We start from the raw sequence: 25,302 nt of genomic DNA on the forward strand, positions 1-25,302 counted from the left end.
CAATTCCCGCTTTTGTAACCTATCCAAACATATAAAAATTTTATCCAATTATATAAGTAAAAAAGCGCTTTCAAGTTAGAACTTTGAAATAAATCAACTTAAAAACCAAACTGTTATGAAAAATTCCAATTCCTCTGCAACACAAAAAAGCAGAACTACCGCAACAAAAACCAATGATAAAAACTCTCAATCAAAAACAGCTTCAAATTCGCGTTCGCGAACTGTAAAACCAAAATCCAATGCTGCCGAAGGTTTAAGAGAATTGTTCATTGACCAGCTAAAAGATATTTTATGGGCAGAAAAAGCACTATCTAAAGCACTTCCTAAAATGGCCAAAAATGCCACAGCAGAAAATTTAAAAACAACAATCGAAGACCATCACGAAGTAACCCTGGAGCAAATAACAAGACTAGAGCAGGTATTTGAAAGCATAGGAAAAAAAGCCACGGCAAAAAAATGCGATGCCATGGAAGGACTTATCAAAGAAGGAGAAAGCATATTAGAAGAAACAGAACCGGGTGCCGTACGTGATGCCGGTATCATAGCCGCTGCCCAAAAAATAGAACATTATGAAATCGCCAGCTACGGAACACTCTGCACTTTTGCTAAAATCTTAGGAGAAGACGAAGCGGCAAAGCTTTTGGAAATGACATTAAATGAAGAAAAAGAAGCAGATGTTATGCTTACTCAGGATGCTAACAACACCATCAACTTTGATGCCGCCGATGACATTGACGAAAACGAAGAATAACCTAAAAAAGACAGTATGAAACCAGTATATGACAATCTGGAAGAAGATGTAAATCCTGATCAGAACAGTCCGGATTCAAATATCCTCAAAGCAGAAAATGATAAAAGAGATATCGATAATCCGAAACTGAACAGGGATAATAATAATCCACACGACAAAGACAGGGATTTTGACGATGAAGATGAAGATAATGATGACTTTCTCGATGATGGCTTTGAGGACGATGACGATTCTTTAACCGATGATGAAGAATATGATGACGATCCGCAAGAGACAAAACGGAATCAGAAACGCACCGGAACCGACACCAACCCATAACCATAATTCCTAAGGATGACGGAGGCTTTTGCCTCCGTTCTTATTTCAGACAGGACGTGAAAAGCATGTTAAAGCAATTCCGTTTCTTACCATAAATTGATAAATTTAAGTACGCATAAAAAGAAATACTATGAAAGCAATCTGGAAAGGAGGTATCAGTTTTGGCCTGATTAATATACCTGTACGACTCTTCAGCGGTTCGGTCACGCATAGAATTGATTTGGATATGATTCGAAAAAAAGACCACTGTGCTATCGAATTTGTCCGGGTATGTAAAAAAGACGGAAAAGAAGTTCCCTGGGAAGATATTGCCAAAGGTTACAAAAAAGAAAACGGAGATTATATTGTACTTGATCAATCCGATTTTGCTAAAGCAATGCCTGAAAAGACACAGACAATAGACGTTTTTGAATTTGTGATGGAAGAGGAAATCCCGGCACAATATCTCGAAAAACCTTACATAGTTGAACCGGCAAAAGAAGCCAAAAAAACATATGTCTTATTGCGCGAAGCATTAAAAAAGTCGGGGAAAGTTGGACTGGCGAAATTTGTACTCAGAAACACGGAACATTTAGGCATCCTCAAAATTGAAGACAATGCTATCCTGCTAATCCAAATCCGTTTTGACCAGGACCTCAGAAATCCTTCCGAAGCCAAAATTCCAGATGATGTCAAAATCTCCAAAAAAGAACTTGATATGGCAATAAACATTATAGACCAGCTTACTGACAAATTTGAACCTGAAAAATATAAAGACACCTATAAAGACGAGCTTCTGAAAATCATCAGGAAAAAAACCAAAGAGAAAGGGAAGCCGGCAAAAAAAGAAACTGAAACTGAAACCAAACCGAAAGCCAAAAAAGAAGCTGCCGACGATTTATTGGAACAATTAAAAGCAAGCCTCGAAGCAATAAAGAATTAATTACCGCTTAATCATTCCTATTTGGCTTAAAAGAATAAAATCATGGGACTTGAAAAATATAATAAGAAACGAGACTTTTCCAAAACCCGGGAACCTAAAGGAATCAAAAAAACTTCCAAAGGCAAATTGTCATTCGTCATTCAAAAACACGCTGCCTCTCGCCTGCACTATGATTTCCGATTAGAAATTGATGGCGTTCTGGTTAGCTGGGCCGTGCCAAAAGGTCCTTCTGCCAATCCATCAGACAAACGTCTGGCAGTTCAAACCGAAGACCATCCCATGGATTATTTTGACTTTGAAGGAACTATTCCAAAAGGAGAATATGGCGGTGGCACCGTAATGGTATGGGATTATGGAACCTATCGTCCGGAAAATCCAGAAAAAACCATTAGTCAGGATAATAAAATAATGAAGAAACAACTGGCAGATGGTGCTATCAAAATCGTAATCGAAGGTAAAAAATTATCCGGCGCCTGGCATTTGGTCGAAATGAAAGGCAAAGATAACCTCTGGCTATTAATGAAATCAAAAGACGAATTTTCGGGAACAAATGTGAAGTTCGACGAAAACTCAGCCATTTCAGGATTGGATTTTAAAGGAATAGAAAAAAACGGAGCCGTATACAGTTCTGAAAAAGGCAAAAAACTTTCAAAAACCGAAATAGAAAAAGAAGAAAAAAAAGACCCGGAAAAGAAAAAACCCAGGCAAACGTTAATCCGAAATGAAGCCGACTTTTCTGCCGAAGACCTCGTCGATGCAGAAAAAATAAAATCTTTCCCAAAAGATTGGCGACCACAACTTGCCACGCTTGCCGAAGAACCTTTTGATAATGAAAACTGGCTTTTCGAAAATAAGTTTGACGGCTATCGTGCCTTGGCACAAATCCAAAAAAACAAGGTCAATCTCATTTCCAGAAACGGTATTTCTTTTAATACAAAATACGTAGCCGTTGCCAAAACCTTGAAGAACATAAAAGACGATGTAATATTAGATGGTGAAGTCGTTGTAGAAGACACCAAGGGAAAAAGTCATTTCCAATGGTTGCAGCATTTTGACGAAAATCCTGAAAAAGGCAAATTAAAATTTTATGTCTTTGACTTACTTTACTTCAACGGCTATGACTTGAGGCAACTTGAACTCCAACTGCGAAAAAAAATCCTAAAAGCCATCCTGCCGAAATCAGACACTATTGTATTTTCATCCCACACCGTAGGTCGGGGAAAGGAAACCTTTGAAGCCATACAAAAATTAGGAGGAGAAGGAATCATTGCCAAAAAAATTACTTCAAAATACCATCAGAACCAACGAACCAAAGATTGGCTCAAAATCAAAACCATCAAACAACAGGAAATGGTAATTGGCGGTTTTACAGAACCGCAGGGAAGCCGAAACGGATTGGGTGCACTACTCTGCGGTTATTTCAATGGTAATGAATTTATATATTCAGGTAAGGTTGGAACCGGTTTCGATGATGCCACTTTAAAAGAACTTCGCTCAAAACTTGATAAAATGGAGCGGAAAACGAGTCCTTTCAAAACTGCGCCAAAATTTCCCGCAACACATTGGGTCACTCCTGAACTGGTAGCCCAATTAAAATTTACGGAATGGACAGATTCCGGCAGTATGCGCCATCCCGTTTTTCTGGGATTAAGGGAAGATAAAAAAGCGCATGAAGTGAGCAGAGAAAAAGAAACACCAACAAAAGAAGCTGTAAAAGAACTACAATCAAAAGCAGCAAAAACTGATAAACCCGAAAAGACCAAAACTATGGATATTCCCGAAAGCAAGACTGAATTTTCTAATCTCGATAAAATATTCTGGCCCAAAGAAAAATATACCAAAGGTGATGTCATAGCTTATTACGATACGGTGGCAGAATACATACTTCCCTATCTTAAAGACCGTCCGGAATCTTTAAGACGAACTCCAAACGGAATTACCAAAGACGGTTTTTTTCAGAAAAATGTAGAAGGACAGGTTCCGGATTGGATTAAAACCAGAAAGCTGAAATCAAAATCAACCGATGAAATCATAACCTACCTGCTCTGCCAGGACAAAGACACCTTGCTCTTTTTGGCCAATTGGGGTTGTATTGAAATCAATCCGTGGAGCAGCCGTGTGGGTACGCTCAACAATCCGGATTATATTATTTTTGATCTGGACCCAAACGAAGCCGGTATGGAAAAAATCATCAAAACAGCACTAACCTTAAAAGAAATATTGGATTCACTGCAAGTGCCTGCCTATTTAAAAACCTCCGGCGGAAAAGGACTGCATGTTTTTATCCCCATACTCCCAAAATACACTTATAACCAGACACGCACTTTTTCACATATTGTCAGCCAGATGGTACTCAAAAAACTTCCGGATATTGTGAGTCTCGAAAGAAGTCCTTCCAAAAGAAAAGGAAAAGTCTATCTTGACTACCTGCAAAACGGAAAAGGAAAAACTATGGCCAGTATCTATTCGTTACGTCCCAGAGAAAATGCAACAGTAAGTACTCCTTTAGAATGGGAAGAAATCGATTCAAAATTGGATTTCAGTAATTTTAATATCAAAACGGTTCCAGTACGTCTGAAAGAAAAAGGTGATTTGTGGAAGAACTTTTTTAAGGAAAGTATTGATTTAAAATTAATTTTGGATAAGATTTAAAAAGTCACTCAAAATTACATCAAGTTCAAAACTAAATTTGTTAGTTTTTTTCTGTCATTTTGGGAAGTATTTAATAAAAGTAAACTTTTAAATTCTTAAATTTAGAGTGAATAAAAACAAAATACGCTTGAATAAGTACGTCAAAAAAGGACTCAAAATTATTGGTTGGACCCTGGGAGGAATTCTCGGTCTACTTCTACTAATTATAATTTTAATACAAATTCCTTATTTCCAAAACCTTATTAAAGACAAAGCCGTTTCCTATCTTGAAGAAAAAATTAAGACGCCCGTTGAAATTAAACGAATCGAGATTGGGTTTCCTAAAAAAGTAATTGTCGAAGGTATTTATTTTGAAAGCCGGGAATGCGATACGCTTTTGGCTGGCGAAAAGCTGAAAGTAGACATCAACCTGTTTAAATTATTGCGAAACAAGGTAGAAATCAATTCTATTGACCTGCAAGGAATCACAACAACTATAAAAAGAGACAAAGATTCCGTATTCAATTTTGACTATATCATCAAAGCCTTTGCTTCCGAAGAACCCAAAAAAGAAGATTCGGAACCGATGCAGTTTTCTATAAAAAAAATAAACCTTGATAAAATCAGGGTTCGCTTTGACGATCAGATTTCAAAAAACGACCTGACCGCCTACCTGCAGCATTTTGATACGAAAATCACAAAATTCGACCTTGAAAAAATGGATTTTGAAGTGCCGAAAATCAATCTGGATGGCTTTAAATTAATGCTGAAACAAGGCGAAATTGTAGAAGAAGTTGCACAAAATACAGTTGAGGTTGCGGATGAAGCCGTGCGAAATCCCGAACTCAATCTGAAGCTGGGAGAAATCAACCTTGCCAACATCAATATTGGCTTTGATAATGCAGGAACCCGCCTGAATACAGGTATAAATCTGAAAAAATTACTTGTTGAATTTAATACGATAGACCTCAAAAAGCAATACATTGACCTTAAAAATTTCGAAATTGATGGTATAAAAGGCGGGCTCACATTTGGCAAACTCGACAAAAAAATTGCGGTCCAGACACCCGATTCTTTAAAAGCAACCGCACCAAACTGGAAAGTAAAATTAGAGACGACCTCTCTAAAAAATATTGCGTTCCGTTTTGACGATGAAAATGCAGTAAGGGCTAAAAAGGGAATTGATTACAAGCACCTCAATCTTGACAATGTAGAGCTTCAGGGTGAAAAACTCTATTACAGCGCCGATACTATTTCAGGAAATATACAGTCATTTAGTATGAATGACCACAGTGGTGTGGCTATCGAATCCTTTCGAACCGATTTTTTCTATGGTACAAAAAGAGCCACGCTCAAAAAATTATATCTGAAAACGCCTCAAACTGAAATCAAAGACGAAATCAACATTACCTACGACAACATTGCTACCATTGCAGACAATTTAGGCAACCTCGGAATCAAGGCCTCGCTTAAAGACAGCCGTGTTGGTTTTAAAGACATATTGCTGTTTGTCCCTACTCTTGAAAATACAAACCCATTTAAAACCAATCCGAATGCGGTAATGTATATTAATAGTGAAGTCTACGGAAAAGTTAGCGACATCACCATTCCTAACCTTGAAATCAGCGGTATTGGAACAACAGTCGTCGCAGCCAGTGGCAGAATTACAGGACTTCCTGATGTAGAAAAAACCTACTTCGATTTAAAAATCCGCGAACTCAAAACCTCTTCAAAAGACATCAATACCTTTGTTCCGGAAGGCACAATTCCCTCCAATATCCAACTTCCGGCACAACTGTCATTGAACGGGTTTTTCAAAGGCTCTGTCTCTAATTTTAATACAGACATGGCCCTGGCAAGCAGTTTCGGAAAAGCCAAAATAAAGGCCACATTCGACCAGAGAAGAAAAAACCATGAAAAATACAATGCCGATGCCACAATCGACAATTTTGATATTGGCAAGCTGCTCAAAAACGACTCACTCGGAAAAATAAGCCTTAGGGCGAAAGTCAACGGAACAGGACTGAATCCTAAAACAGCAAATGCAACTGTTGACGGCAGGCTGGTAAAAGCAGAATTTAATAGATATGTTTATCGTGACCTGAAATTAAAAGGTGCCATACAAAACGGACAATTTAACGTCAAGGCCGGAATGGATGATGCCAACCTGACATTCGTTTTGGATGCGGAAGGAAACTTTAAGGACAAATATCCGGCTGTTAAACTAAAACTCAATACCGATATTGCCGATTTGGAAAAACTCAACCTGCATGCCGGTCCTCTAAAAATTCGTGGTAATGTATATGCGGATATCACCAGCTCTGACCCTGCCTTCCTAAACGGAAGAATCGACATTCATAACGTACTGGTTGCAGATGCGAAAGAAACCTATGCCCTGGATTCTATAAAAATAGCGGCCATATCTACTGCAGAAAGTGATACCATCACATTAAAATCGCAATTTATTGATGCTTCACTTAGCGGGAAATTCCAAATTGACCAGGTTCCGACAGCATTAACCAATTCAATTGCCAAATATTACGATACCAACCCAAAAGGAAAAAAACAGGCAACCAAACCTCAACAATTTGACCTTAAAGTAGGAATCAAAGATGACCCTATTCTGCTAAAGCTTGTACCGGAACTCACCAGTATCTCTCCTATTCAAATCACCGGAAGATACAATAGCGAAGGCGACAGTATTACTGTAAACGGAAAAATTCCAAAAATTATATACGGTGCGAATACTATCACAAATGGTGAATTGGATATCGAAACCGCAGATAGTGCATTAGTATACAGCCTGGTTATTGACGACATCAAAAACTCACAGATTAATCTGCCTTATACCAGCCTCTCCGGTGAAGTAAAAAACAACAAAATCAACTATACGTTGCTCGTCAGAGATAAAAAAGATGAAGACCACTATCTGATAGCCGGAAACCTGATGTCTGCCGAAGGTTATACGCAAATTTCCCTGGAACCTGATGGTCTGGTATTAAACTATGAGCCTTGGGATATTGAAAGAGACAACATTATACGTTTTGGAGACAAGGGTATCTATGCGGATAATTTCGAATTAAGCAATGATGGAAGCTCCATAAAACTCCAATCCCAATCCGAAAAGCCAAATGCACCGGTAGACGTGACTTTCAACGATTTCAAAATTGAAACCATTACCAGTGCTATCCAAAAAGACACGCTTCTGGCAGGTGGAAAAATTGACGGAAACGTATTGCTTAAAAACCTGACCGGAAATGCCACTTTCACTGCCGACCTGAATATTGAAGATTTCAGTTTCAAAAAAGACACTATAGGAAATATCAGCATTAAGGTAGATAATGAAACAGCCAATACACTCGATGCCCATGTCGCTATTACCGGAGATGGCAATCAGGTAAACCTTGATGGAATTTACAAAACAGACAACAGTACTTTCGATATGACACTGGATATCGAAAAACTCAACATGAAAGCCATCCAGGGATTTACAATGGGCAATCTTACAGAAAGTACCGGATTCCTGACAGGAAATTTCAAAATCACCGGAAGCACAAAACAACCAAGTGTTATTGGGGAATTGCAGTTTAATGAAGTTGGATTCAAAGTAAAACAGCTTGCTTCCAAATTCAAATCCATAAACGATAAGATTTCGTTTACCAATACCGGAATTGGCTTCAATAATTTTTCAATATCTGATGCCGAAGACAATCTTTTGACGGTTAACGGACGCGTACTTACAACCAATTACAGTGATTTCGGTTTTGACCTAAAAATCAAGGCAGACAATTTCAAGGCACTCAACTCGAAAGAAAAAGACAATGACCTTTATTATGGCGTTTTGGTACTCGATACAAATCTTAGCGTAAAAGGAGACCTGAACAAACCCGTAGTTGACGGTACGCTCAAAATAAACAAAGACACGGACCTTACAATCGTACTGCCCCAATCCGACCCATCTTTGGCCGATCGTGAGGGAATTGTAGAATTTATCGACCAGGACGAAGTACAAATTGACAAGCGTTTTACGGCTCCTACCGAGGCACTGACACAAACCCAATTTAAAGGTATGGACGTTTCCGTAAACATCGAAATCGTAAAAGAAGCTGAGCTGACAATGATTATCGACAAAGGAAACGGAGACTACTTAAACCTGAAAGGCGAAGCCCAGCTCACCGGCGGTATAGATGAATCCGGAAAAACAACGCTCACCGGAAGATATGAATTCAACGAAGGTGCTTATCAAATGAACTATAACCTCATTAAAAGAAAATTCGATATCAAGGAAGGCAGTTATATACTTTGGACGGGAGAACCTACTTCGGCAGATGTCAACATTACTGCCGTTTATGAAATAGAAACCGCTCCTATTGATTTGCTGGACAATCAGCTGGGCAATGCCGCACCAGCCGTTCGGAACACCTACAAACAAAAAATTCCGTTCCAGACGTTATTGAAAATGAATGGCGAATTACTGAAACCGGAAATTACTTTTGATATCGTACTTCCGGATGGAAATTATGGCGTAGCTACTGAAATCATTTCTGCGTCAAAAACAAAACTGGCACAGCTTCGCCAGGAGCCGGGCGAACTTAACAAACAGGTTTTTGCACTCTTGCTGTTAGGCCGTTTTATTGGTGAAAATCCTTTTGCCAGTGATGCGGGAGGAACAAGCGCTGGAGCAATTGCCAGACAAAGTGTGAGCAAAATCCTGTCACAGCAACTGAATAATCTCGCCAGCGACCTGATTCAGGGCGTAGAACTTGACTTTGACCTGCAATCCAGAGAAGACTATACAACAGGTTCAAGAGAAGACAGAACCGACCTTAATGTAGGCCTGTCAAAACGATTGCTGAATGACCGGCTAAAAGTAACCGTAGGAAGCAGCTTTGGCATTGAAGGTCCTCAACAAGCCAATGAAGAAACTACAAACATTGCAGGAGACGTTTCTGCCGATTACCAATTGACCAAAGACGGACGCTATATGGTTCGTGCGTACAGAAAAAACCAATACCAGGTTGCCTTACAGGGACAAGTGGTTGAAACCGGAGTAGCTTTTATCATTACAATGGACTACAATAAATTCCGGGAACTTTTCCACAGAACCGAAGAAGAAAAAAGAATGATTAAAGAAACCCGAAAACGAGAAAAAGAACTGCGGGAAAAACAAAAAGAAAAAGAAAGATTAGCCAAAGAAAAAGAAGAAAATGAAACCGACAATGAAAACTAGCCTGAAATATACGCTCTTTTTTACCTTACTTTTCTTGTATGGCTGTAGCAATCTGAAATATCTTGAAGAAGGCGAAGCACTCTATGTAGGCGGTAAGGTAAAAGTAGAAGACTCACTCCTATCCCGAAAAGAAAGAAAAAATCTGGAAAAAGAACTGGAGCCACTGTTACGCCCGTTGCCTAATAAAAAATTCTTAGGGCTACGCCCTAAACTTTATTTCTATAACATTGCCGGCGAGCCTAAAAAAGACAAAGGTTTTAGGTATTGGCTCCGCAATAAGGTAGGAGAACCGCCTGTGCTTTTTAGTCAGGTCGATTTGGAATACAACGAAAGCATACTTCAAAATTATGCCGAAAACAAAGGCTATTTTAAAGTAAGAACAGAATCCGATTCAACCGGAACAAGCCGTAATAGAAAAGTCACGGCAGAATATACCGTACGCCCTGGAAAGCAGTACAAAATCAAAAGCGTTACGTTTCCTTCCGATTCTTCAGAACTATCAAAAAATATTGCCCGATTACAGCGTCGAAGCAGGTTAAAAGTAGGCGATGCTTATAGTCTTGACAATATTAAAGATGAAAGAGAACGTATCGATACCCGCCTAAAAGAAAAAGGCTACTATTATTTCAGTCCTGATTTTATTTTGGTACAGGTCGATAGTACGGTAGGAAAACAGGAAGTAGATTTAATTGTTAAGGTAAAAAATGAAACGCCGGAACGTTCCAAAAAAATTTACAAGATTAATGAAACCTATATTTATCCGAATTATTCCCTGACAGCAGACAGTATTTCCGAAGATAAGTCGTATGCTGAAAAATACAAGGACCTTACCATTATTGACACGACAAAAACATTTAATCCGCGTATTTATGACAGGACTTTATATTTCAAAAAAGGCGATGTCTACAACAGGACAGACCATAACCTTTCGCTCAATCGTCTGGTCAATCTGGGAACCTTCAAGTTTGTAAAAAATGAATTCCGTGTTTCAGATTCTATTGATGATGCACTGGATGCCTATTATTATCTCACGCCACTTCCTAAAAAATCCATTCGTGTAGAAGTACTGGGTAAGACAAACTCTGCCAACTACACCGGAACAGAACTCAACGTCAACTGGCTCAACAGAAATACTTTCAAAGGAGCCGAACTACTCACGATTACTGCTTTTGGCGGTATGGAAGTACAGGTTTCCGGCCAGAATAAAGGCTATAATGTTTTCCGTTTTGGAGGTGAAACCAGCCTGATATGGCCGCGTTTTATTGCGCCTTTCAAATTCGAATCCGGTAGCGGATTTGTACCCAAAACCAGGGCATTAATAGGCTATGAACATCAGGAACGCCAACGTCTTTATACTCTAAATACTTTTAAAGGTTCTTTTGGTTATTTATGGAAAGAAAATGCCCGAAAGGAACACCAGCTGAATCTTACGGAAGTTACCTATGTAAGTTCCGGTAATGTTTCAGCAGAATACCAGGCACAAATTGACGGAACAGAGGAAACGCCCGGAAATCCTTCCTTAGCACGCGTTATTGAAAAGCAGCTGATTTTTGGTCCTACTTATTCCTATACCTATACCAATACGATGCGAAGAAGACGCACAAACACTTTCTATTACAAAGGAAGCATAGACCTTTCAGCTACGGCAACGGGATTAATTATGGGAGGCAATTCAGACAATCCGAAACAGATTTTGGGTGTTCCGTTCAGCCAGTTTGTAAAATTGGAAAATGAATTCCGCCATTACCTAAAACTTGGAAGCGATTCACAACTGGCAAGCAGAATTATTGTCGGTGTAGGAATACCTTACGGAAACTCAAAAGAACTTCCTTTTATCAAGCAATTTTTCATAGGCGGAACTAACAGTATCAGGGCATTCAGGGCGCGCTCTATTGGTCCCGGAACCTATAACCCGAATGTAGAAGAAAGCTCCTTCCTGCCCGACCAATCCGGAGATTTGAAACTGGAACTGAATACAGAATACCGGGCCAAATTATTTAGCATTGTTCATGGTGCCTTATTTGTAGATGCCGGAAATATCTGGCTGATGAACGACAATGAAAATAAAGCAGGTGCCCGTTTTTCGAGTAAGTTTATAGATGAGCTCGCTGTTGGTGCAGGAGCCGGTCTGCGATTTGACCTTTCATTTTTGGTTTTACGTTTGGATTTGGCTTTCCCTCTCCGCAAGCCTTATCTTCCTGAAGGCGACCGCTGGGTAATTGATAAAGTCCGATTTGGTGACCCAGATTGGAGAAAAGAAAATCTGGTCTTTAACTTAGCCATTGGCTATCCATTCTAATACTTTGCGCCCTTACGCCTTTGTGAGCAATTATTTTACGCAAAGGCGCAAGAGCGTAAAGCTTTATTGCCTATTGCTTATCGCCTAAATCGACTTCCTCATTTCGCCTTTTCTTACTAACAAGCCTGATTTTTATTTTCCCGTCATCACCGTCAGATGCCAGAAGATGCAGTACAATCCCCCTGTTTCTCCTTTCTTCCAGCTTTTCCTTATCGGTTATATCCTTATCATTTTTAGGATTCCGGAGTGGTACGTCAAGCGCTATATTCGTGCCTTTCCCAAAAGAATAGATTCCGGCAATATCCATATTCAGTACGCTTGAATTAATCTGCATTGGGTGAATCGTTACCTTTTCTCCACTTATGTCGAAATTACCTTTCAGGTTGCTGAATGTAATATTATCCAAATCGCGAAAAGGAAAGGCAAATTTTCCGGCACTTTTAATCGGTTGAAAGCTAATGAGGGCACCATTTTTAAGGGCAAAACCAACCGTTCCGTTCATAGAATTAGGCACCAGCTTACCTTCATTTGAAATAGTTCCGGAAATGGTTGCGGAAGTCGTCAGATAACCTTTCAGGTTTTTTGATTTCAGAGATTGCATATCAAAATCATTAAACGCATAGAAAAATTTTTCTATCGCCACATTAGACACATTGGCCTTCATCGAAAAATTATTTTTTGTTTTTCCCTGCTGTACAGAACCGCTGAGATTTACCTGACCTCCTGCGTGATGTACAACTGCATTTTGTATTGTAATTCCGGAGTCAGAAAGCAATATGGCCGCTTTTGTATTGGTCGCGGTAAATTTATTATAGTAGAATTTGTCTATCTGGACATTCAGAGCGACATTGCTCTTTTCAAAAAGAAAATCCAATTTATCGTTCACATTCCCTTTTTTTGTTTTTACCGGAGCACGCTTCACCACTTTACGATTATCCAAAAAACCTAGAAATTCTCCCAAATACAGTTGAGGACTTGTTACTTTCCAATTCAACACCAGTTTTTCAGGCTCCGTATAATAAAGGTTAAGGAAATTTTGAATGCTTCCTTCCATATTGACAATACTTTTACCACTTTGTAATCTGATATTGCTGATAAATAAATCCTTATCTGTAAAATTCAGAGCTACATTCGTATTTTTGAATGCCAGATTTCTTGGCACATAACGCATATCTCCGTTTTTAATGGTAACCAGCCCTGAAACAAAAGGCTTCGTAATTTCAAAATCAACAATATCGGCTTTAAATTGAAATTCAACATCTGCATTGCCTTTGGAAAAGACCATCAGATTCCTGTCAACAGCATTATTTAATTTTTCAAGGGGAAATTTCGCCTTAAAAACACCCGAGGCAATAGGCTTGCTGAAATCATTAATTATGGCAGAATCCATCACAAAAGGAATCTCTTTATAATCGCCTTTGAATCCCATAAGCTTAACGACAGAATTAGGGTCGTTAAATCCTTTGCCTTTAACCAATTCATTGGTATACATTCCGTTGAAGCTGCAATTATCAATAATTCCGTCAGGAATATGAAGGCGATTATTTTTGACAACCGCTTTTACCAAAAATAACGGGTCGCCTTCAGCATTCAGATCACCAATAATATCACAGTTGACATCGATGGGTTTTTCCAAATCAAACCGGTTCAATTGCCGGCTGATATTGTTTGAAAGCAGATTGGAAGCATTTTTCCATAAAATATTATCTGCCCTGATATGCAGTGAAAAACCGGAATTGTTTTTACCAACATTAAATTTTCCTCCAATATTGAAGACATCACTGCCTATTTCCAAATCATTGGGGTCAAAAACAATCGTTTCTGCTTTTTCATTATAAGCAATATCAAATTTGCCATTTAATGTTTTGTCCTTAATAAAACTTCCGTGCACCGTATTAAAAGCCAGACTTTGGGCAGAAGCATCTAATTTTACAGCCGCTTTCCAGCCTTCCGAGTTATAATCCAATCTTCCTTTCAGGTCTTTGATTGAAAATTTAAAAAGTTTTTTCCCTTTGAGATTTTCAGAGATAAAAACAACATTGTGCAATTCAAAAGCCTTTATTTCTGCAAAAGAGCTGCCTTCATCAGAAGCTTCCTTTTCTTGCTTTGGTTTAAAAATCGCCGTATTACTATAACCGTCTTCGGTAACAAACAAATGAATCTTTGCCTCATTGATAGCTATCTTCTTAATCTCTAATGTTCCTCTTAGGAAAGCCAGCACATTAATCGAAACATTAAAATCTTCGGCCTGCAGCAGTATATTTTTATGGGAGTTCCAAAGGCTGTCTTTTAAAACCGCATTTTTTATCCTTAATGAAACACGCGGAAATCCTTGCAAAAAAGTAGGCTCCATACTTTCTGCTGTAAATTTACCATTGATATTTTCGTTGATTTTTTGATTGATTGAGGCTAAGATTTCTTCCTTATGGGTATTGACATAAAAAGCAAGTCCTATGTACAGTATAATGATAAGCAGAAATACCCCTGAGAAAACCCTAAATGAAATCCTAACCCAACGAGGTAGGCCGCTTATTTTTTCAAGGAATCTGGAAATTACAGCTTTTATTTGCATGGGCTATCATCTATTGGCAGGCAATAACATCTAAATTTACAATAAATCATTGAAGATTGACCTAAAAATAAAAAAAGCTTCCGTTTTTAGAAGCCTTTGCTTTTTCGTGGTAAGATTAAATGTCAGAAACTTTGCGGCTCTGCGCCTTTGCGAGCAATAATTTCACGCAAAGACGCAAAGCATTGAATATTCAAATGCATATTCCGGTAATTGCTGAAAATCAATTATACCGAAAGTTTTCCTTCTATACTGTCGTCTAGTGGTTTTCCAATAATGGCACCTACAGCTATTTTCAATAGCGATACCATCTTGCCGCTTTTGGTATCCCAATAATAAACATAATCAGGCTGAACGCGGATTACGGTAACATTCGGGTCATCTTTACCTTTTGAAAACCATGCTTTTGCAATGGGACTCCATTTGTCTTCGATGGTCGATTTATCCCGGTAGATAAATGCTTTTCCGTATACATTCAGATACTCCGAACTTGAATTCTTTGCAAAAAGCAATTGTACATTTTCGTCTTGTTTTATCTCGAAATTCTTATCGCTATCGGCACCGCTCAAAAACCATATGTTTCCTGATTCATCTACTTCCTGTACGCTCATTGGCCGTGTTGAAAACGGCGCATGCGTCAAATCCGTGCAAAACATACAAACTCTGATATCTTCTGCCAGTTTTTTCAATTTCGAGACAGCATCTTCGCTGCTTAAGTTTTTATAATCTCCCATGACGTTATTTTTTAGTTGGTTATTCTTTGATATCAATTTTTTCCGAAGTCCAGTCAACAGCACGTGCCATATCGTCCTTTCGGAAAACCTTAAATTCTCCGGGCATAATTTTGCTGAAAAAAGAAGTGAATTTATCGACTGTTTCGGAATCGGAAATAATAGCGGCCCGGTTCCATTTGGTAATATTTTTGATACCCAGCAAGGCATCCTGTATCCAGGCCCCAAAAGTAAAATCGGCCGGAGAATTATCTAAAAAAAGCAAATAATTGAGCTTGCCTGTTGTTTCGACAAGATCAGAAACTTTTTTATTTACGAGTTTAAAATCGTCCTGTGTAACCTCGCCACTGGAGCGAAAACCGACCATATTTTGTGGCAGGTTGTGGATTTGTTCTATCATAACAGTGAGTATTTTGGTTAGGGTCTTACTCAAAGTTACGCCATATAAAACGGGAGCTATGTTATTGATATCATAATGTTTGCCAACAAAATCCTAAATAACTATAGTTGTTTTTCCATGATATAATCTTCCATCAGGTAGCCATTTCCAATATTTATATCTTCTTCCCCTTTTTTCTCAAATCCGATTTTGACATAAAACTGATAGGCAGAATTGTAACGATTCACATTTAAGGAAAGTATCGTATTTTCATTTTCTTTGGCTATTTCTACTATGTAATCAAGCAGTTTTTTTCCAATTCCTTTGCCCTGTGTTTCGGGAAGGATATAAATTTTATGGATTTTGGTCTTTGGCTCTCCTTTATAGTTAAATTCATAAGAAGCAAAACCCAAAGGTATTCCGTCCTCTTCTGCAAGAATAAAATGGTGTCCTTTACTGTCTGCCTGTTCTTTTAGCGCATCAATGCTATACATCATAGCAAACATATAGTCAATCTGTTCTGGTGAAAGAATATGCCCATAGGTTTTAGGCCAGGTTTGTTCCGCAATCTTTCGTATGGCATTATAATTGGTAGTTTTGGTAATCGTAATCATTTATTTTATGCTTTTCGTATAGTGTTGATTGCTTCGACCCATTCGGTTTTATGGCAAACCTCGCAATGTGCTTTTCCTGCCTCGACTTCTTTCGTATGTCCACAAAAAGTACATGAATAGAAACCTGCTCCGGGAATGGTCTGGCTCTTTTTTTCAAATAACTGCGGCAAGATAGGCAATCCGTATTTTACATCCTTGTCTTCATAGAAAAAAATACTGACCTCTCCGGATGTTTCAAGATAGGCATTCCTCACCTGTCCGAGATGTTCAATTGAACGAAGTCTTAATTCCGAAAAAAATTCGTCCTGCGCCAATCCCTCTCTTTCAAAACTGGCTATAGAAAATTTCCCGTTTTCAATCAGGCATTCCGTTTTTCCTTCGACCAGATTTTCAAACCATTTAAACTTACCGGTTAGCATGGTCACAAACCGATACAGCAAAATGATAACGATAAAAACCGTGATGGCCGGAATCAATCCTACATCTTCATAGAACATGGGATCGCCGGCTGCAGAACCCAAAGCAATAATGATAACAGTCTCAAAAATCGAAAGCTGCTTCACTCCTCTTTTTCCGGTAAACCGCAATGTAATCAACAGGACAATAAACATAATTACCGACCTGAAAATTACCTCGAAAAGAAACTCGAAAGGATGATTGTTTATAAGCAGCCTTTCCCATTCAAAAATAGAATACATCTTTTAGCCCTTTTTTATTTGAATTTACTAATTCTGCCTTGCTCTTAGTGAATTTTTAAGAGAAATTTAATAGTTTTTTAAAAACAAAAAATCGAATTATAGTGTAATTTTATAGTCCAATTCATCTGAATATATATTCTGAATTGGCTATCGATACATTTTGATAGAAAATAACACGAATTGCAATCACGTTAATTTAGAGTAGCTTGTAATTCATGTGCAAGGCTTTAGCATTGAGAAGATGTTGAAGCCTTGCTTTTTTTTGAAGTTTCTTAAAATCTTTCCCAAATGTTTTGGATTTTTTTATAGTTTTAGCTTCCATAAAAAAACAGAAGCATTCATCTTAGAAAATGGGACACCAAAAACTACGGGAAAACAAAACCTGCCTGAACTGCAATTATGTAGTTGAAAATAAGTTCTGCCCTAATTGCGGACAGGAAAACACCGAAACACGACAGTCGTTTCATTATTTGTTTACACATTTTATAGAAGACCTTACCCACTATGACGGCAGCTTCTGGAAAACCATAAAAGGCCTCTTATTCAAGCCCGGCTATCTGACAAAAACTTATCTGGAAGGCAAAAGAAAAAAATTCGTACCTCCGGTAAAGCTTTATATTTTCATCAGTTTTGTAACCTTCTTCCTTCCTACGCTTTTGCCTGGCCCATCGCTTATAAAGTTTAATGAAAAGAAAGATGTCGAAAAACAAGAGGTAAAAACAACAAAGGAGGAAGTAAATAAAGAAAGTGAAAAGGGACTTAAAGAAATGAATGACGAGGTGGAAGAAGAACTTTCCGGAATAGACCTTCCTAACAGACCCCGCATCAAAAACCTCACACAGTTAGATTCCATTCAAAAAAACTCTCAAAAAGCAGAAAAGCTCTCCGACTTTGAATATAGTGCCACTAAAAAAATCATAAAAATTCTAAAGAGCAAAAACAGGGCTGAACTTTGGAACAAGGCCATGGAATCCTTTGTCCATACACTTCCAAAAGTCTTGTTTTTATATATGCCGATATTTGCTTTTTTCCTCTGGCTGATGCACGACAAGAAAAAGTGGTATTATTTCGACAGTGGTGTGTTTACCCTGCATTATTTCTCATTCCTTTTGCTTGTTATAACGATTGGAATGCTTTTTAACTGGATCATGGACCTGATCCCGTATGGCAGCATCTTGTCCAACCTTTATAATCTTGCTGCCATGTTCTATATGTTTTTTTACTTTTTTAGAGCCCACAGCAACTTTTTTGGAGAACACAAAGCCATTTCAAGACTAAAGAGCTTTGTACTGTTTTTCATAAACATGTTCCTTATCAGTATTTTTTCAACAATACTATTTCTCTACAGCCTATGGAATTTACATTAAATTCGTATTTTTATAAAAATTTGAAGATGAAAAAAATGTTTGTTTCTGGTTTTATGCTTTCGTTATTCCTGGTTAGCTGTTCTTCAGTCAAGCCAACAAAATATATGGAGGCCATATCTGCTTCTGACCTAAAGACTAATCTCTATGTCATCGCAGGAGATGAAATGGAAGGTCGAAACACAGGTGAACCCGGCCAAAAAAAGGCTGGAAAATACCTGATTTCCCAATATGAAAAAATAGGTGTTTCCTATCCAAAAGGAGCCACCGACTTTTACCAAAAAGTTCCTGCGGCATTTATGTCACGGGCATTTAGTCCTAAACTAAACGATTCCGAAAATATCTGGGCGTTTATTGAAGGTTCTGAAAAACCGGATGAAATTTTGGTCATCTCTGCGCATTACGACCACGTAGGAATGAAAAACGGACAGGTGTATAATGGTGCTGACGATGACGGTTCCGGAACTGTTGCCTTGCTGGAGATTGCCAAAGCATTTATGTTGGCAAAGAAAGACGGACACGGGCCAAAACGCTCTATTCTATTTCTCCATGTAACCGGTGAAGAGCATGGATTACACGGTTCAAGATATTATGTCGAGCATCCGCTGTTTCCATTAAAAAATACAATTGCCGATTTGAATATCGATATGATAGGCCGTCGTGATGACAAACATAAAGACAACGGAAATTACGTTTATCTGATAGGTTCTGACCGTTTGAGTACAGACTTGCATAAGATATCAGAAAACGCAAATAAAGAATATACCAAGCTGGAATTAGACTATAAATACAACGACAGGAATGACCCGGAACGAATCTATTACCGTTCCGACCATTATAACTTTGCAAAAAATGGAATTCCGTCACTATTCTATTTCAACGGAGTTCATGAAGACTATCACAAAGCAACCGATACGCCGGACAAAATAGAGTATGACCTGCTACAAAAAAGAGCCCAACTCGTTTTCGTTACCGCCTGGGAATTAGCAAACCGAAAAGAAAGACCTGTTATTGACAGGGATGGAAAATAAATAAAAAAAGCTCCGATATCGGAGCTTTTTTTATGTATTAAGTTTTACAACTACAAATCTTCTTTCACATCTGCGTCTGGCGCATTCTTTTTTACAGACTCGATTCCGTTATCGCGTCCTGAAGCAGAAGCATACATTTGGCTTGACCCAATAATCTGTCCGTTTGTAGCTTTTAGGTTAAAATATAATTTGCCATTTGAAGCTTCCTTTTTATCGAATTTAGAATCGTCCTGTGAATTTTTTCGTACTGATTCGATACCGTTCGTACATCCGGCTTTGCTTGAATAGCCTTCACTTGTCAATATGACTTCTCCGTTTCCGGCTTTCAGTACAAATTGAAACTCGTCATTTTTTCTTTTTGAAATCAAGAATGTCCCCATAAAATTTAATTTAAAAGTTATACTAATTTGAGCTTATGCAATTCCATAGAATAATAATAGCCAAAATATAACATTTTTATCAAATTTTATAACAATACCGGATTATTTTTTCTTAAAAGAATCACGAATTGAGATTCTCGTTTTTTACAATCTGGATTTTTCCCAATTCCACACTGTCCGTTTCATCCTGAACAAGCAGTACTCCAAAAACATTGATTGGAATTTCAATTGTTTCTTCGTGTGAATGTTTTATCTCTTCAATCAAACTTTTATAATTGAGCGGATTCAGCACAATACAATCACCTTTATTGACTTTATGATTAAAAATATAATCACGGATGGACTTGAAAGAAATCGGATTTCCTATAATTATTTGCTGTGACATGGTCTTTTTTCTCTCTAATTTAGAAAATAATGACCACAGACACAGCCAATTTAAGTTTTAATTAGCAAAGGGAAGAAATAAAAAAAGCCCTGGAAAAATCCAGGGCTTTAAAAATGGGTGGCAGACCGGGTTCGAACCGGCGACCCTCGGCACCACAAACCGATACTCTAACCAGCTGAGCTACAACCACCATTTGTTTAACGAGTGCAAATATACTGCAAAAGTTGATTCCTGCAAACAAAAAGTTCAAAAAATTAAACTAAATCCCCTAAGCTATTGACAGCCAAATATCTTTCTACGGTAAATCCTTCTGCATATTCCGAGTTTATCAATCTTCCTAAATCCTGGGCACGGTATAAGATGCTATCTTTAAAGTTTTTTGTAGCTATTGGCGTGGAAGGCTCATTGGAATTCGGGTCATAAAACTGGGATTTGTACTCCATTAGAGAGGCTACTTTCTTATCCATGAAACCGCTGACATCAACCACAAAATCCGGTTTAAGGTCTTTCCATTGAATGTAATGATATACCAGTTTAGGTCTCCAGGCAGCCTGGGCTATACCATCAATTTCGGTTTCAATCTTAATCAGCCCGGATAAAAAGCAGGCATCAGAAACCAATTTGCTGCCTTTGCCATGGTCAATATGCCTGTCATCAATAGCATTACAGATTACGATTTCGGGCCTGTATTTTCGAATCATTTTAATGACTTGCATCTGATGGGCCTCATCATTGATAAAAAAACCGTCACGCATCTTAAGGTTTTCACGTATTTCAACCCCTAAAACAGCAGCGGCATTTTTTGCCTCTTCATCACGAATTTCAGCAGTGCCCCGTGTTCCCAATTCTCCTCTGGTCAGGTCGACAATACCAACCTTCTTTCCTAACGAGACTTCTTTAGCAATAGTGGCACCGCAGCCCAATTCAACATCATCCGGATGCGCACCAAAAAAAAGTATGTCTAATTTCATTGTTTGTGTTTGTTTGTTTTTTAAAAATACGAAGAATAATTATTACCCAAGGATATTCTTCAGCGTTAATGACTTATTCACAGTTTCTATAAACTCCTTCTCCGGAATACTATCTTTTGTAATTCCGCAGCCTATGTATAAATTGGCTTTTCCATTTTGTAGCTTCATACAACGGAGATTGACGAATAAGTCGGAATTCTCCGGTTTATCTTTTGCGAAATCCCGATTCAGTTCTCCTAAAAACCCTGAATAATATTCGCGGTCGTAACCTTCGTTTTCGAGTATAAATTTTTTGGAAGCTTCTTTTGGAAGTCCGCATACAGCCGGAGTTGGATGCAGCATTTTTATTATTTTTTCTAAATCCTGCCTGTCATGCAAACGTGCTTCTATATCAGTTTTGATATGTACAATATTTCCTGCCCTGAAAGTATAAGGTTTGAAACTGTTTTTTTCGGCTGCATAATCTTCAAGTCCCTCCAGAATAAATTCCGTAACAAATTCCTGTTCTTCCTGTTCTTTAATTTCCCATTTTATTTCTCCTTCATGATACACCTGTGTTCCGGCAAGCGCCACAGTTTTAATACGGTCTCCCGAAGCTTTTAATAACTGCTCCGGAGTTGCTCCAAGCCACATCCCTATCTCCGGATGGAAAAAACAATATTTAAAAGCTGTCGGATATGCCGAAAGCAGTTTTTTAAACAACTCAAAAGGAGTGACATTTTCTAAAGAAACCGTTTCTTTACGTGACAGAACAACCTTTTTGAAATTGCCTTTGCAGATAGCATCTACCCCATTCTGAACCAACTGTTCAAAGTTTTCTTTGGCTGCAACATCTGCTCCAAAAACTGTATTGTTATTTTCAATTGCAATTCGGGTATATGCTTCCGTAAAGACATCCGATTTCTCTTTTGGTAACAGTACAAATTGCTCACCATGAAATGGGGCAAGTACAAATCCTTCTTCCTTAAAATCGGTTGTAAAGTGTAAAGAAGCATCCTTTTGAAAGATCCCGATAACATCAGTTTCTCCGGGCTTGGAGTACAATACGAAAGGAAGTCTGTTTTTAAACTGCTCTTCCGCTTTTTGGTATAATCCGGACATCATTTCTTTGTTCTTTCCAAAACAATATTGGTAATCTTGCATAGTGATATCAGCATATCATTTTCATCAGTTATCCTGATTTCCCAAAGATGTACCATACGTCCTTTATGGATAATTTTTGCCGTTCCGTATACCATACCCGCCCGTTTACTTTTGACATGGTTTGCTGAAATTTCAATACCGCGAACTTCATGAGTTTCCGGATTAATAAACATAAGTGAAGCCGCACTTCCTACACTTTCCGCAAGGGCAACAGAAGCACCGCCGTGAAGTAGTCCCATTGGCTGGTGGACTCTTGGATTAACCGGCATCTGGGCTTTTAAATAACCTTCTCCGGCATCAATAAATTCTATTTCTAAAGTCTGCATCAGGGTATTTTCACACCATTTCTTGCAGTTTTCAAGCATTGTATTTCTATCGAAAGCCATTATTAAAATTTGTTTTTCCAAAATTAAGGAAATTAATACGGAACACAGCAGTCGATTATTGTCAGAAAAGTTAAAAGACACATACTAATTTTAACATTTTTGAGTTTACTGATGCAAGACATAACTCAATTTAAAAAATTAACCTGTCTGACAAATCAGATTTTTACTATTTTTACCAAAATTCAAACCGATGCGCAATACCTTTATATTTTTATTCATAATTGCTGTTATTTCACTGACTTCTTGTCGAAAAGATTTTGATTTTGAGCCTAGCAGCGGTAATCTTGGATTTTCAAAAGATACGGTTTTTCTCGATACTGTTTTTACGAACATCGGCTCCAGTACTTATACCTTAAAAGTATACAACCGCAGTGATAAAGACATTAGCATCCCAACCATACAGCTTGCAAAAGGAATGAATTCAAAATACCGAATGATGGTAGACGGAATGCAGGGAACCGGAGGTAAAATTTTCAATAATGTAGAACTTCTGGCTAAAGACAGTTTGTTTATTTTCATAGAGACGACCATAGACTACAATGACTTTGCCAATCCGGATGCAGAATATCTTTATACAGACCAAATTCTATTTGACAACGGAACTAAACAGCAAAAAGTTCAATTGGTTACTTTGGTAAAAGATGCCATTTTTCTCTATCCTAACCGTGATAATGAAGGCAATTACGAACAGATTCCTATAGGAGTGGATGAAGAAGGAAATCCTATAACCGGAAGAGGTTTTTTCCTCGATGATACTGAAAGGCACTGGACTAAAGACAAACCTTATGTTATTTATGGCTATGCAGGTGTTCCAGCCAATGAAACACTTACAATTGATGCGGGCACACGGGTGCATTTTCACTCCGGCTCAGCCCTAATTGCTTATAACGGCAGTTCAATCAAAATAAACGGAAGCCAATCGTTTACAGACCAACTGGAAAATGAAGTTATTTTTGAAGGTGACCGGTTAGAACCTGCCTTTTCTGATTCACCGGGACAATGGCTGGCTGTCTGGCTTACGAACGGAAGCACCGGACATGAATTTACTAACCTTACTATCAAAAATGCAACTGTGGGGATTCTGGTTTCCGGAAATTCAGGAATAAACAACCCTACTCCTGACTTAAAATTAAAGAATGTACAGATTTACAACTCATCCAATGCGGGAATTCTGGCACAAACAGGATATGTTGAGGGTGAAAATGTAGTTATCAATTGGGGTGGCTCTTCAAGCTTTGTAGGCAGCTATGGTGGGAAATATGACTTCAAACATTGTACATTCAATAACAACTGGTCGGGTTCCAGAAAGTATGCTGTTGCACTTGACAATTACATACAGGGAGCAACACCGGAAGTACAACCATTGGAAGCCAGCTTTAAGAACTGCATTATTTTCAGTTCCAACCAATCCGGATTGCTTCTCAATAAAAAAGAAGGTTCGGATAATTTCAATGCGACATTTACGAAGTGCCAAATCAAGCTTAGCAATTCTATCAATACGACCAATAATATCTATTCTTTTGTGAATGATAATACAAATATCATCCGAAATGGAAATCCGAACTTCCTGGACATCAACAAAAACAAGCTGATGATTGGTGAAGACTCGAGTGCAAATGGTTTTGGAGACCCTGGTGTTGCTGCTCAGGTTCCTAACGACATCAAAGGAACAGCAAGAAATACGGCAAGTCCAGACCTTGGCGCTTATGAATCTATTACTTTTGAAGAACGCTAATCATTTCTGAAAAATCACTATTAAAAATACGATTAAATTATTTTTTTTCATAATTTTATGCGAATCAAACAAAATCAATACAATTATGAAAACAAACTACATTTATCTGGGTGCTTTGCTTCTGTGCCTGACGGCCTGTAAAAAAGAAGTCAAGGTTGAAACGACAACAACAGTACCAAAAGATTCTGTTCCAACAGAAACCGTAAAGTCTGAACCAATGGATTCGATTGCCATGCAAAAAGCCTGGCAGGAATACATGACACCGGGCGAAATGCACAAAAAAATGGCTGCTGACGTAGGAACCTGGGACGAAGAAATTACCTTCTGGATGGGACCTGACGATAGGTTGCCACACAAAAGCAATACTACTGCCAATACCAAAATGATATTAAACGGTCTTTATCAGGAATCGGTGCATACCGGAAACATGATGGGACAGCCTTTCGAAGGGCGCAGTACTTTAGCTTATGATAATGCTGCCAAACAATTCGTTTCAACATGGATTGACAATATGGGAACGGGAATTATGGTTATGAGAGGAAATTATGACGAGGCTTCAAAAACAATTAAAATGGAAGGTGAAGTTACGGACCCGATGACAAAAAAAATTAAAAAAGTTCGTGAAGTTATTACCGTTGTCGACCCTAACACTCAAAAAGTGGAAATGTATGACATGACACCGGACGGAAAAGAATTTAAAAGTATGGAAATCATGCTGAAAAGAAAGAAATAACACCTAAAAACAATGCGAAAAAGGCTGTCGGA

20 protein-coding genes and 1 tRNA gene are annotated in these 25,302 nt (G+C 38.2%); 10 read left to right on the forward strand and 11 right to left on the reverse strand.

Going from position 1 to position 25,302, the window contains the following annotated elements; all coding sequences use genetic code 11:
• Window positions 1-115: 115 nt before the first annotated feature.
• From BGO88_RS03345 to tamL, 6 genes are all read left to right on the forward strand, one after another.
• Window positions 116-751: a YciE/YciF ferroxidase family protein gene (locus tag BGO88_RS03345; RefSeq protein WP_286705968.1), complete on the forward strand. Its 636-nt coding sequence runs from the start codon at window positions 116-118 to the stop codon at window positions 749-751.
• A gap of 15 nt (window positions 752-766) precedes the next feature.
• Window positions 767-1,069, forward strand: a complete 303-nt coding sequence (locus tag BGO88_RS03350; protein WP_286705969.1) for a hypothetical protein — start codon at window positions 767-769, stop codon at window positions 1,067-1,069.
• 130 nt (window positions 1,070-1,199) lie between these two features.
• Window positions 1,200-1,991, forward strand: a complete 792-nt coding sequence (gene ku, locus BGO88_RS03355; protein ID WP_056071085.1) for a non-homologous end joining protein Ku — start codon at window positions 1,200-1,202, stop codon at window positions 1,989-1,991.
• A gap of 42 nt (window positions 1,992-2,033) precedes the next feature.
• A complete protein-coding gene (ligD, locus tag BGO88_RS03360; RefSeq protein ID WP_286705970.1) occupies window positions 2,034-4,643 on the forward strand; it encodes a DNA ligase D in 2,610 nt (869 codons plus the stop codon).
• A 127-nt stretch (window positions 4,644-4,770) separates the two neighbouring features.
• Window positions 4,771-9,852: a translocation/assembly module TamB domain-containing protein gene (locus tag BGO88_RS03365; RefSeq protein WP_286705971.1), complete on the forward strand. Its 5,082-nt coding sequence runs from the start codon at window positions 4,771-4,773 to the stop codon at window positions 9,850-9,852.
• Complete coding sequence (gene tamL / locus BGO88_RS03370) at window positions 9,842-12,151, forward strand: translocation and assembly module lipoprotein TamL (protein WP_286705972.1); 2,310 nt, start codon at window positions 9,842-9,844, stop codon at window positions 12,149-12,151. The genes BGO88_RS03365 and tamL overlap by 11 nt, the downstream gene beginning before the upstream one ends.
• 70 nt (window positions 12,152-12,221) lie before the next feature.
• On the opposite strand, the gene BGO88_RS03375 is transcribed toward tamL, so the two are convergent.
• The 5 genes from BGO88_RS03375 to BGO88_RS03395 all read right to left on the reverse strand — a co-directional run bounded on the left by BGO88_RS03375 (window position 12,222) and on the right by BGO88_RS03395 (window position 17,142).
• Window positions 12,222-14,723 carry an AsmA family protein gene (locus BGO88_RS03375; protein WP_286705973.1) on the reverse strand — a complete coding sequence of 834 codons (2,502 nt, stop codon included), beginning with the start codon at window positions 14,721-14,723 and terminating at the stop codon, window positions 12,222-12,224.
• Window positions 14,724-14,947: 224 nt separating this feature from the next.
• Complete coding sequence (locus BGO88_RS03380) at window positions 14,948-15,454, reverse strand: pyridoxamine 5'-phosphate oxidase family protein (protein WP_056071076.1); 507 nt, start codon at window positions 15,452-15,454, stop codon at window positions 14,948-14,950.
• Between the two features lie 19 nt (window positions 15,455-15,473).
• A complete protein-coding gene (locus BGO88_RS03385) occupies window positions 15,474-15,851 on the reverse strand; it encodes a SpoIIAA family protein (RefSeq protein WP_286705974.1) in 378 nt (125 codons plus the stop codon).
• Window positions 15,852-15,952: 101 nt separating this feature from the next.
• Window positions 15,953-16,444: a GNAT family N-acetyltransferase gene (locus BGO88_RS03390; RefSeq protein WP_286705975.1), complete on the reverse strand. Its 492-nt coding sequence runs from the start codon at window positions 16,442-16,444 to the stop codon at window positions 15,953-15,955.
• Window positions 16,445-16,449: 5 nt separating this feature from the next.
• Window positions 16,450-17,142 carry a DUF421 domain-containing protein gene (locus BGO88_RS03395; protein WP_101471893.1) on the reverse strand — a complete coding sequence of 231 codons (693 nt, stop codon included), beginning with the start codon at window positions 17,140-17,142 and terminating at the stop codon, window positions 16,450-16,452.
• A gap of 350 nt (window positions 17,143-17,492) precedes the next feature.
• On the opposite strand from BGO88_RS03395, the gene BGO88_RS03400 reads away from it, so the two are divergent.
• Both BGO88_RS03400 and BGO88_RS03405 read left to right on the forward strand, forming a co-directional pair.
• Window positions 17,493-18,509 (forward strand): DUF3667 domain-containing protein, encoded by a 1,017-nt coding sequence (locus tag BGO88_RS03400; RefSeq protein ID WP_286705976.1) that lies wholly within the window; start codon window positions 17,493-17,495, stop codon window positions 18,507-18,509.
• A 26-nt stretch (window positions 18,510-18,535) separates the two neighbouring features.
• Window positions 18,536-19,537: a M28 family metallopeptidase gene (locus BGO88_RS03405; RefSeq protein ID WP_273238291.1), complete on the forward strand. Its 1,002-nt coding sequence runs from the start codon at window positions 18,536-18,538 to the stop codon at window positions 19,535-19,537.
• A 50-nt stretch (window positions 19,538-19,587) separates the two neighbouring features.
• On the opposite strand, the gene BGO88_RS03410 is transcribed toward BGO88_RS03405, so the two are convergent.
• From BGO88_RS03410 to BGO88_RS03435, 6 genes are all read right to left on the reverse strand, one after another.
• Complete coding sequence (locus tag BGO88_RS03410; RefSeq protein WP_056071062.1) at window positions 19,588-19,917, reverse strand: YegP family protein; 330 nt, start codon at window positions 19,915-19,917, stop codon at window positions 19,588-19,590.
• A gap of 121 nt (window positions 19,918-20,038) precedes the next feature.
• Window positions 20,039-20,302 (reverse strand): hypothetical protein, encoded by a 264-nt coding sequence (locus BGO88_RS03415; protein WP_056071059.1) that lies wholly within the window; start codon window positions 20,300-20,302, stop codon window positions 20,039-20,041.
• Window positions 20,303-20,417: 115 nt separating this feature from the next.
• Window positions 20,418-20,493 (reverse strand) — tRNA-His (locus tag BGO88_RS03420).
• Between the two features lie 63 nt (window positions 20,494-20,556).
• Window positions 20,557-21,273, reverse strand: coding sequence for a bacillithiol biosynthesis deacetylase BshB1 (gene bshB1, locus BGO88_RS03425; protein WP_056071057.1), 717 nt, complete (start codon window positions 21,271-21,273; stop codon window positions 20,557-20,559).
• A gap of 42 nt (window positions 21,274-21,315) precedes the next feature.
• Window positions 21,316-22,377 carry a chorismate-binding protein gene (locus tag BGO88_RS03430; RefSeq protein ID WP_353743391.1) on the reverse strand — a complete coding sequence of 354 codons (1,062 nt, stop codon included), beginning with the start codon at window positions 22,375-22,377 and terminating at the stop codon, window positions 21,316-21,318.
• Complete coding sequence (locus BGO88_RS03435) at window positions 22,374-22,802, reverse strand: hotdog fold thioesterase (protein WP_056071051.1); 429 nt, start codon at window positions 22,800-22,802, stop codon at window positions 22,374-22,376. Before BGO88_RS03435 ends, BGO88_RS03430 begins: the two co-directional genes overlap by 4 nt.
• 190 nt (window positions 22,803-22,992) lie before the next feature.
• On the opposite strand from BGO88_RS03435, the gene BGO88_RS03440 reads away from it, so the two are divergent.
• Both BGO88_RS03440 and BGO88_RS03445 read left to right on the forward strand, forming a co-directional pair.
• Window positions 22,993-24,537, forward strand: coding sequence for a hypothetical protein (locus BGO88_RS03440; protein WP_286705977.1), 1,545 nt, complete (start codon window positions 22,993-22,995; stop codon window positions 24,535-24,537).
• A gap of 85 nt (window positions 24,538-24,622) precedes the next feature.
• On the forward strand, window positions 24,623-25,270 hold the full coding sequence (locus BGO88_RS03445; RefSeq protein ID WP_286705978.1) for a DUF1579 domain-containing protein: 648 nt from the start codon (window positions 24,623-24,625) through the stop codon (window positions 25,268-25,270).
• Window positions 25,271-25,302: the final 32 nt, after the last annotated feature.

Source organism: Flavobacterium sp. 38-13 (genome assembly GCF_001899155.1).
Lineage (GTDB): Bacteria > Bacteroidota > Bacteroidia > Flavobacteriales > Flavobacteriaceae > Flavobacterium > Flavobacterium lindanitolerans.

Excerpts from the sequence above, each read along its gene's own strand:
- BGO88_RS03345 (WP_286705968.1), top strand. The coding sequence starts at position 116 with ATGAAAAATTCCAATTCCTCTGCAACACAAAAAAGCAGAACTACCGCA.
- BGO88_RS03350 (WP_286705969.1), top strand. The coding sequence starts at position 767 with ATGAAACCAGTATATGACAATCTGGAAGAAGATGTAAATCCTGATCAG.
- ku (WP_056071085.1), top strand. The coding sequence starts at position 1,200 with ATGAAAGCAATCTGGAAAGGAGGTATCAGTTTTGGCCTGATTAATATA.
- ligD (WP_286705970.1), top strand. The coding sequence starts at position 2,034 with ATGGGACTTGAAAAATATAATAAGAAACGAGACTTTTCCAAAACCCGG.
- tamL (WP_286705972.1), top strand. The coding sequence starts at position 9,842 with ATGAAAACTAGCCTGAAATATACGCTCTTTTTTACCTTACTTTTCTTG.
- BGO88_RS03375 (WP_286705973.1), bottom strand. The coding sequence starts at position 14,723 with ATGCAAATAAAAGCTGTAATTTCCAGATTCCTTGAAAAAATAAGCGGC.
- BGO88_RS03380 (WP_056071076.1), bottom strand. The coding sequence starts at position 15,454 with ATGGGAGATTATAAAAACTTAAGCAGCGAAGATGCTGTCTCGAAATTG.
- BGO88_RS03385 (WP_286705974.1), bottom strand. The coding sequence starts at position 15,851 with ATGATAGAACAAATCCACAACCTGCCACAAAATATGGTCGGTTTTCGC.
- BGO88_RS03390 (WP_286705975.1), bottom strand. The coding sequence starts at position 16,444 with ATGATTACGATTACCAAAACTACCAATTATAATGCCATACGAAAGATT.
- BGO88_RS03395 (WP_101471893.1), bottom strand. The coding sequence starts at position 17,142 with ATGTATTCTATTTTTGAATGGGAAAGGCTGCTTATAAACAATCATCCT.
- BGO88_RS03400 (WP_286705976.1), top strand. The coding sequence starts at position 17,493 with ATGGGACACCAAAAACTACGGGAAAACAAAACCTGCCTGAACTGCAAT.
- BGO88_RS03405 (WP_273238291.1), top strand. The coding sequence starts at position 18,536 with ATGAAAAAAATGTTTGTTTCTGGTTTTATGCTTTCGTTATTCCTGGTT.
- BGO88_RS03410 (WP_056071062.1), bottom strand. The coding sequence starts at position 19,917 with ATGGGGACATTCTTGATTTCAAAAAGAAAAAATGACGAGTTTCAATTT.
- BGO88_RS03415 (WP_056071059.1), bottom strand. The coding sequence starts at position 20,302 with ATGTCACAGCAAATAATTATAGGAAATCCGATTTCTTTCAAGTCCATC.
- bshB1 (WP_056071057.1), bottom strand. The coding sequence starts at position 21,273 with ATGAAATTAGACATACTTTTTTTTGGTGCGCATCCGGATGATGTTGAA.
- BGO88_RS03430 (WP_353743391.1), bottom strand. The coding sequence starts at position 22,377 with ATGATGTCCGGATTATACCAAAAAGCGGAAGAGCAGTTTAAAAACAGA.
- BGO88_RS03435 (WP_056071051.1), bottom strand. The coding sequence starts at position 22,802 with ATGGCTTTCGATAGAAATACAATGCTTGAAAACTGCAAGAAATGGTGT.
- BGO88_RS03440 (WP_286705977.1), top strand. The coding sequence starts at position 22,993 with ATGCGCAATACCTTTATATTTTTATTCATAATTGCTGTTATTTCACTG.
- BGO88_RS03445 (WP_286705978.1), top strand. The coding sequence starts at position 24,623 with ATGAAAACAAACTACATTTATCTGGGTGCTTTGCTTCTGTGCCTGACG.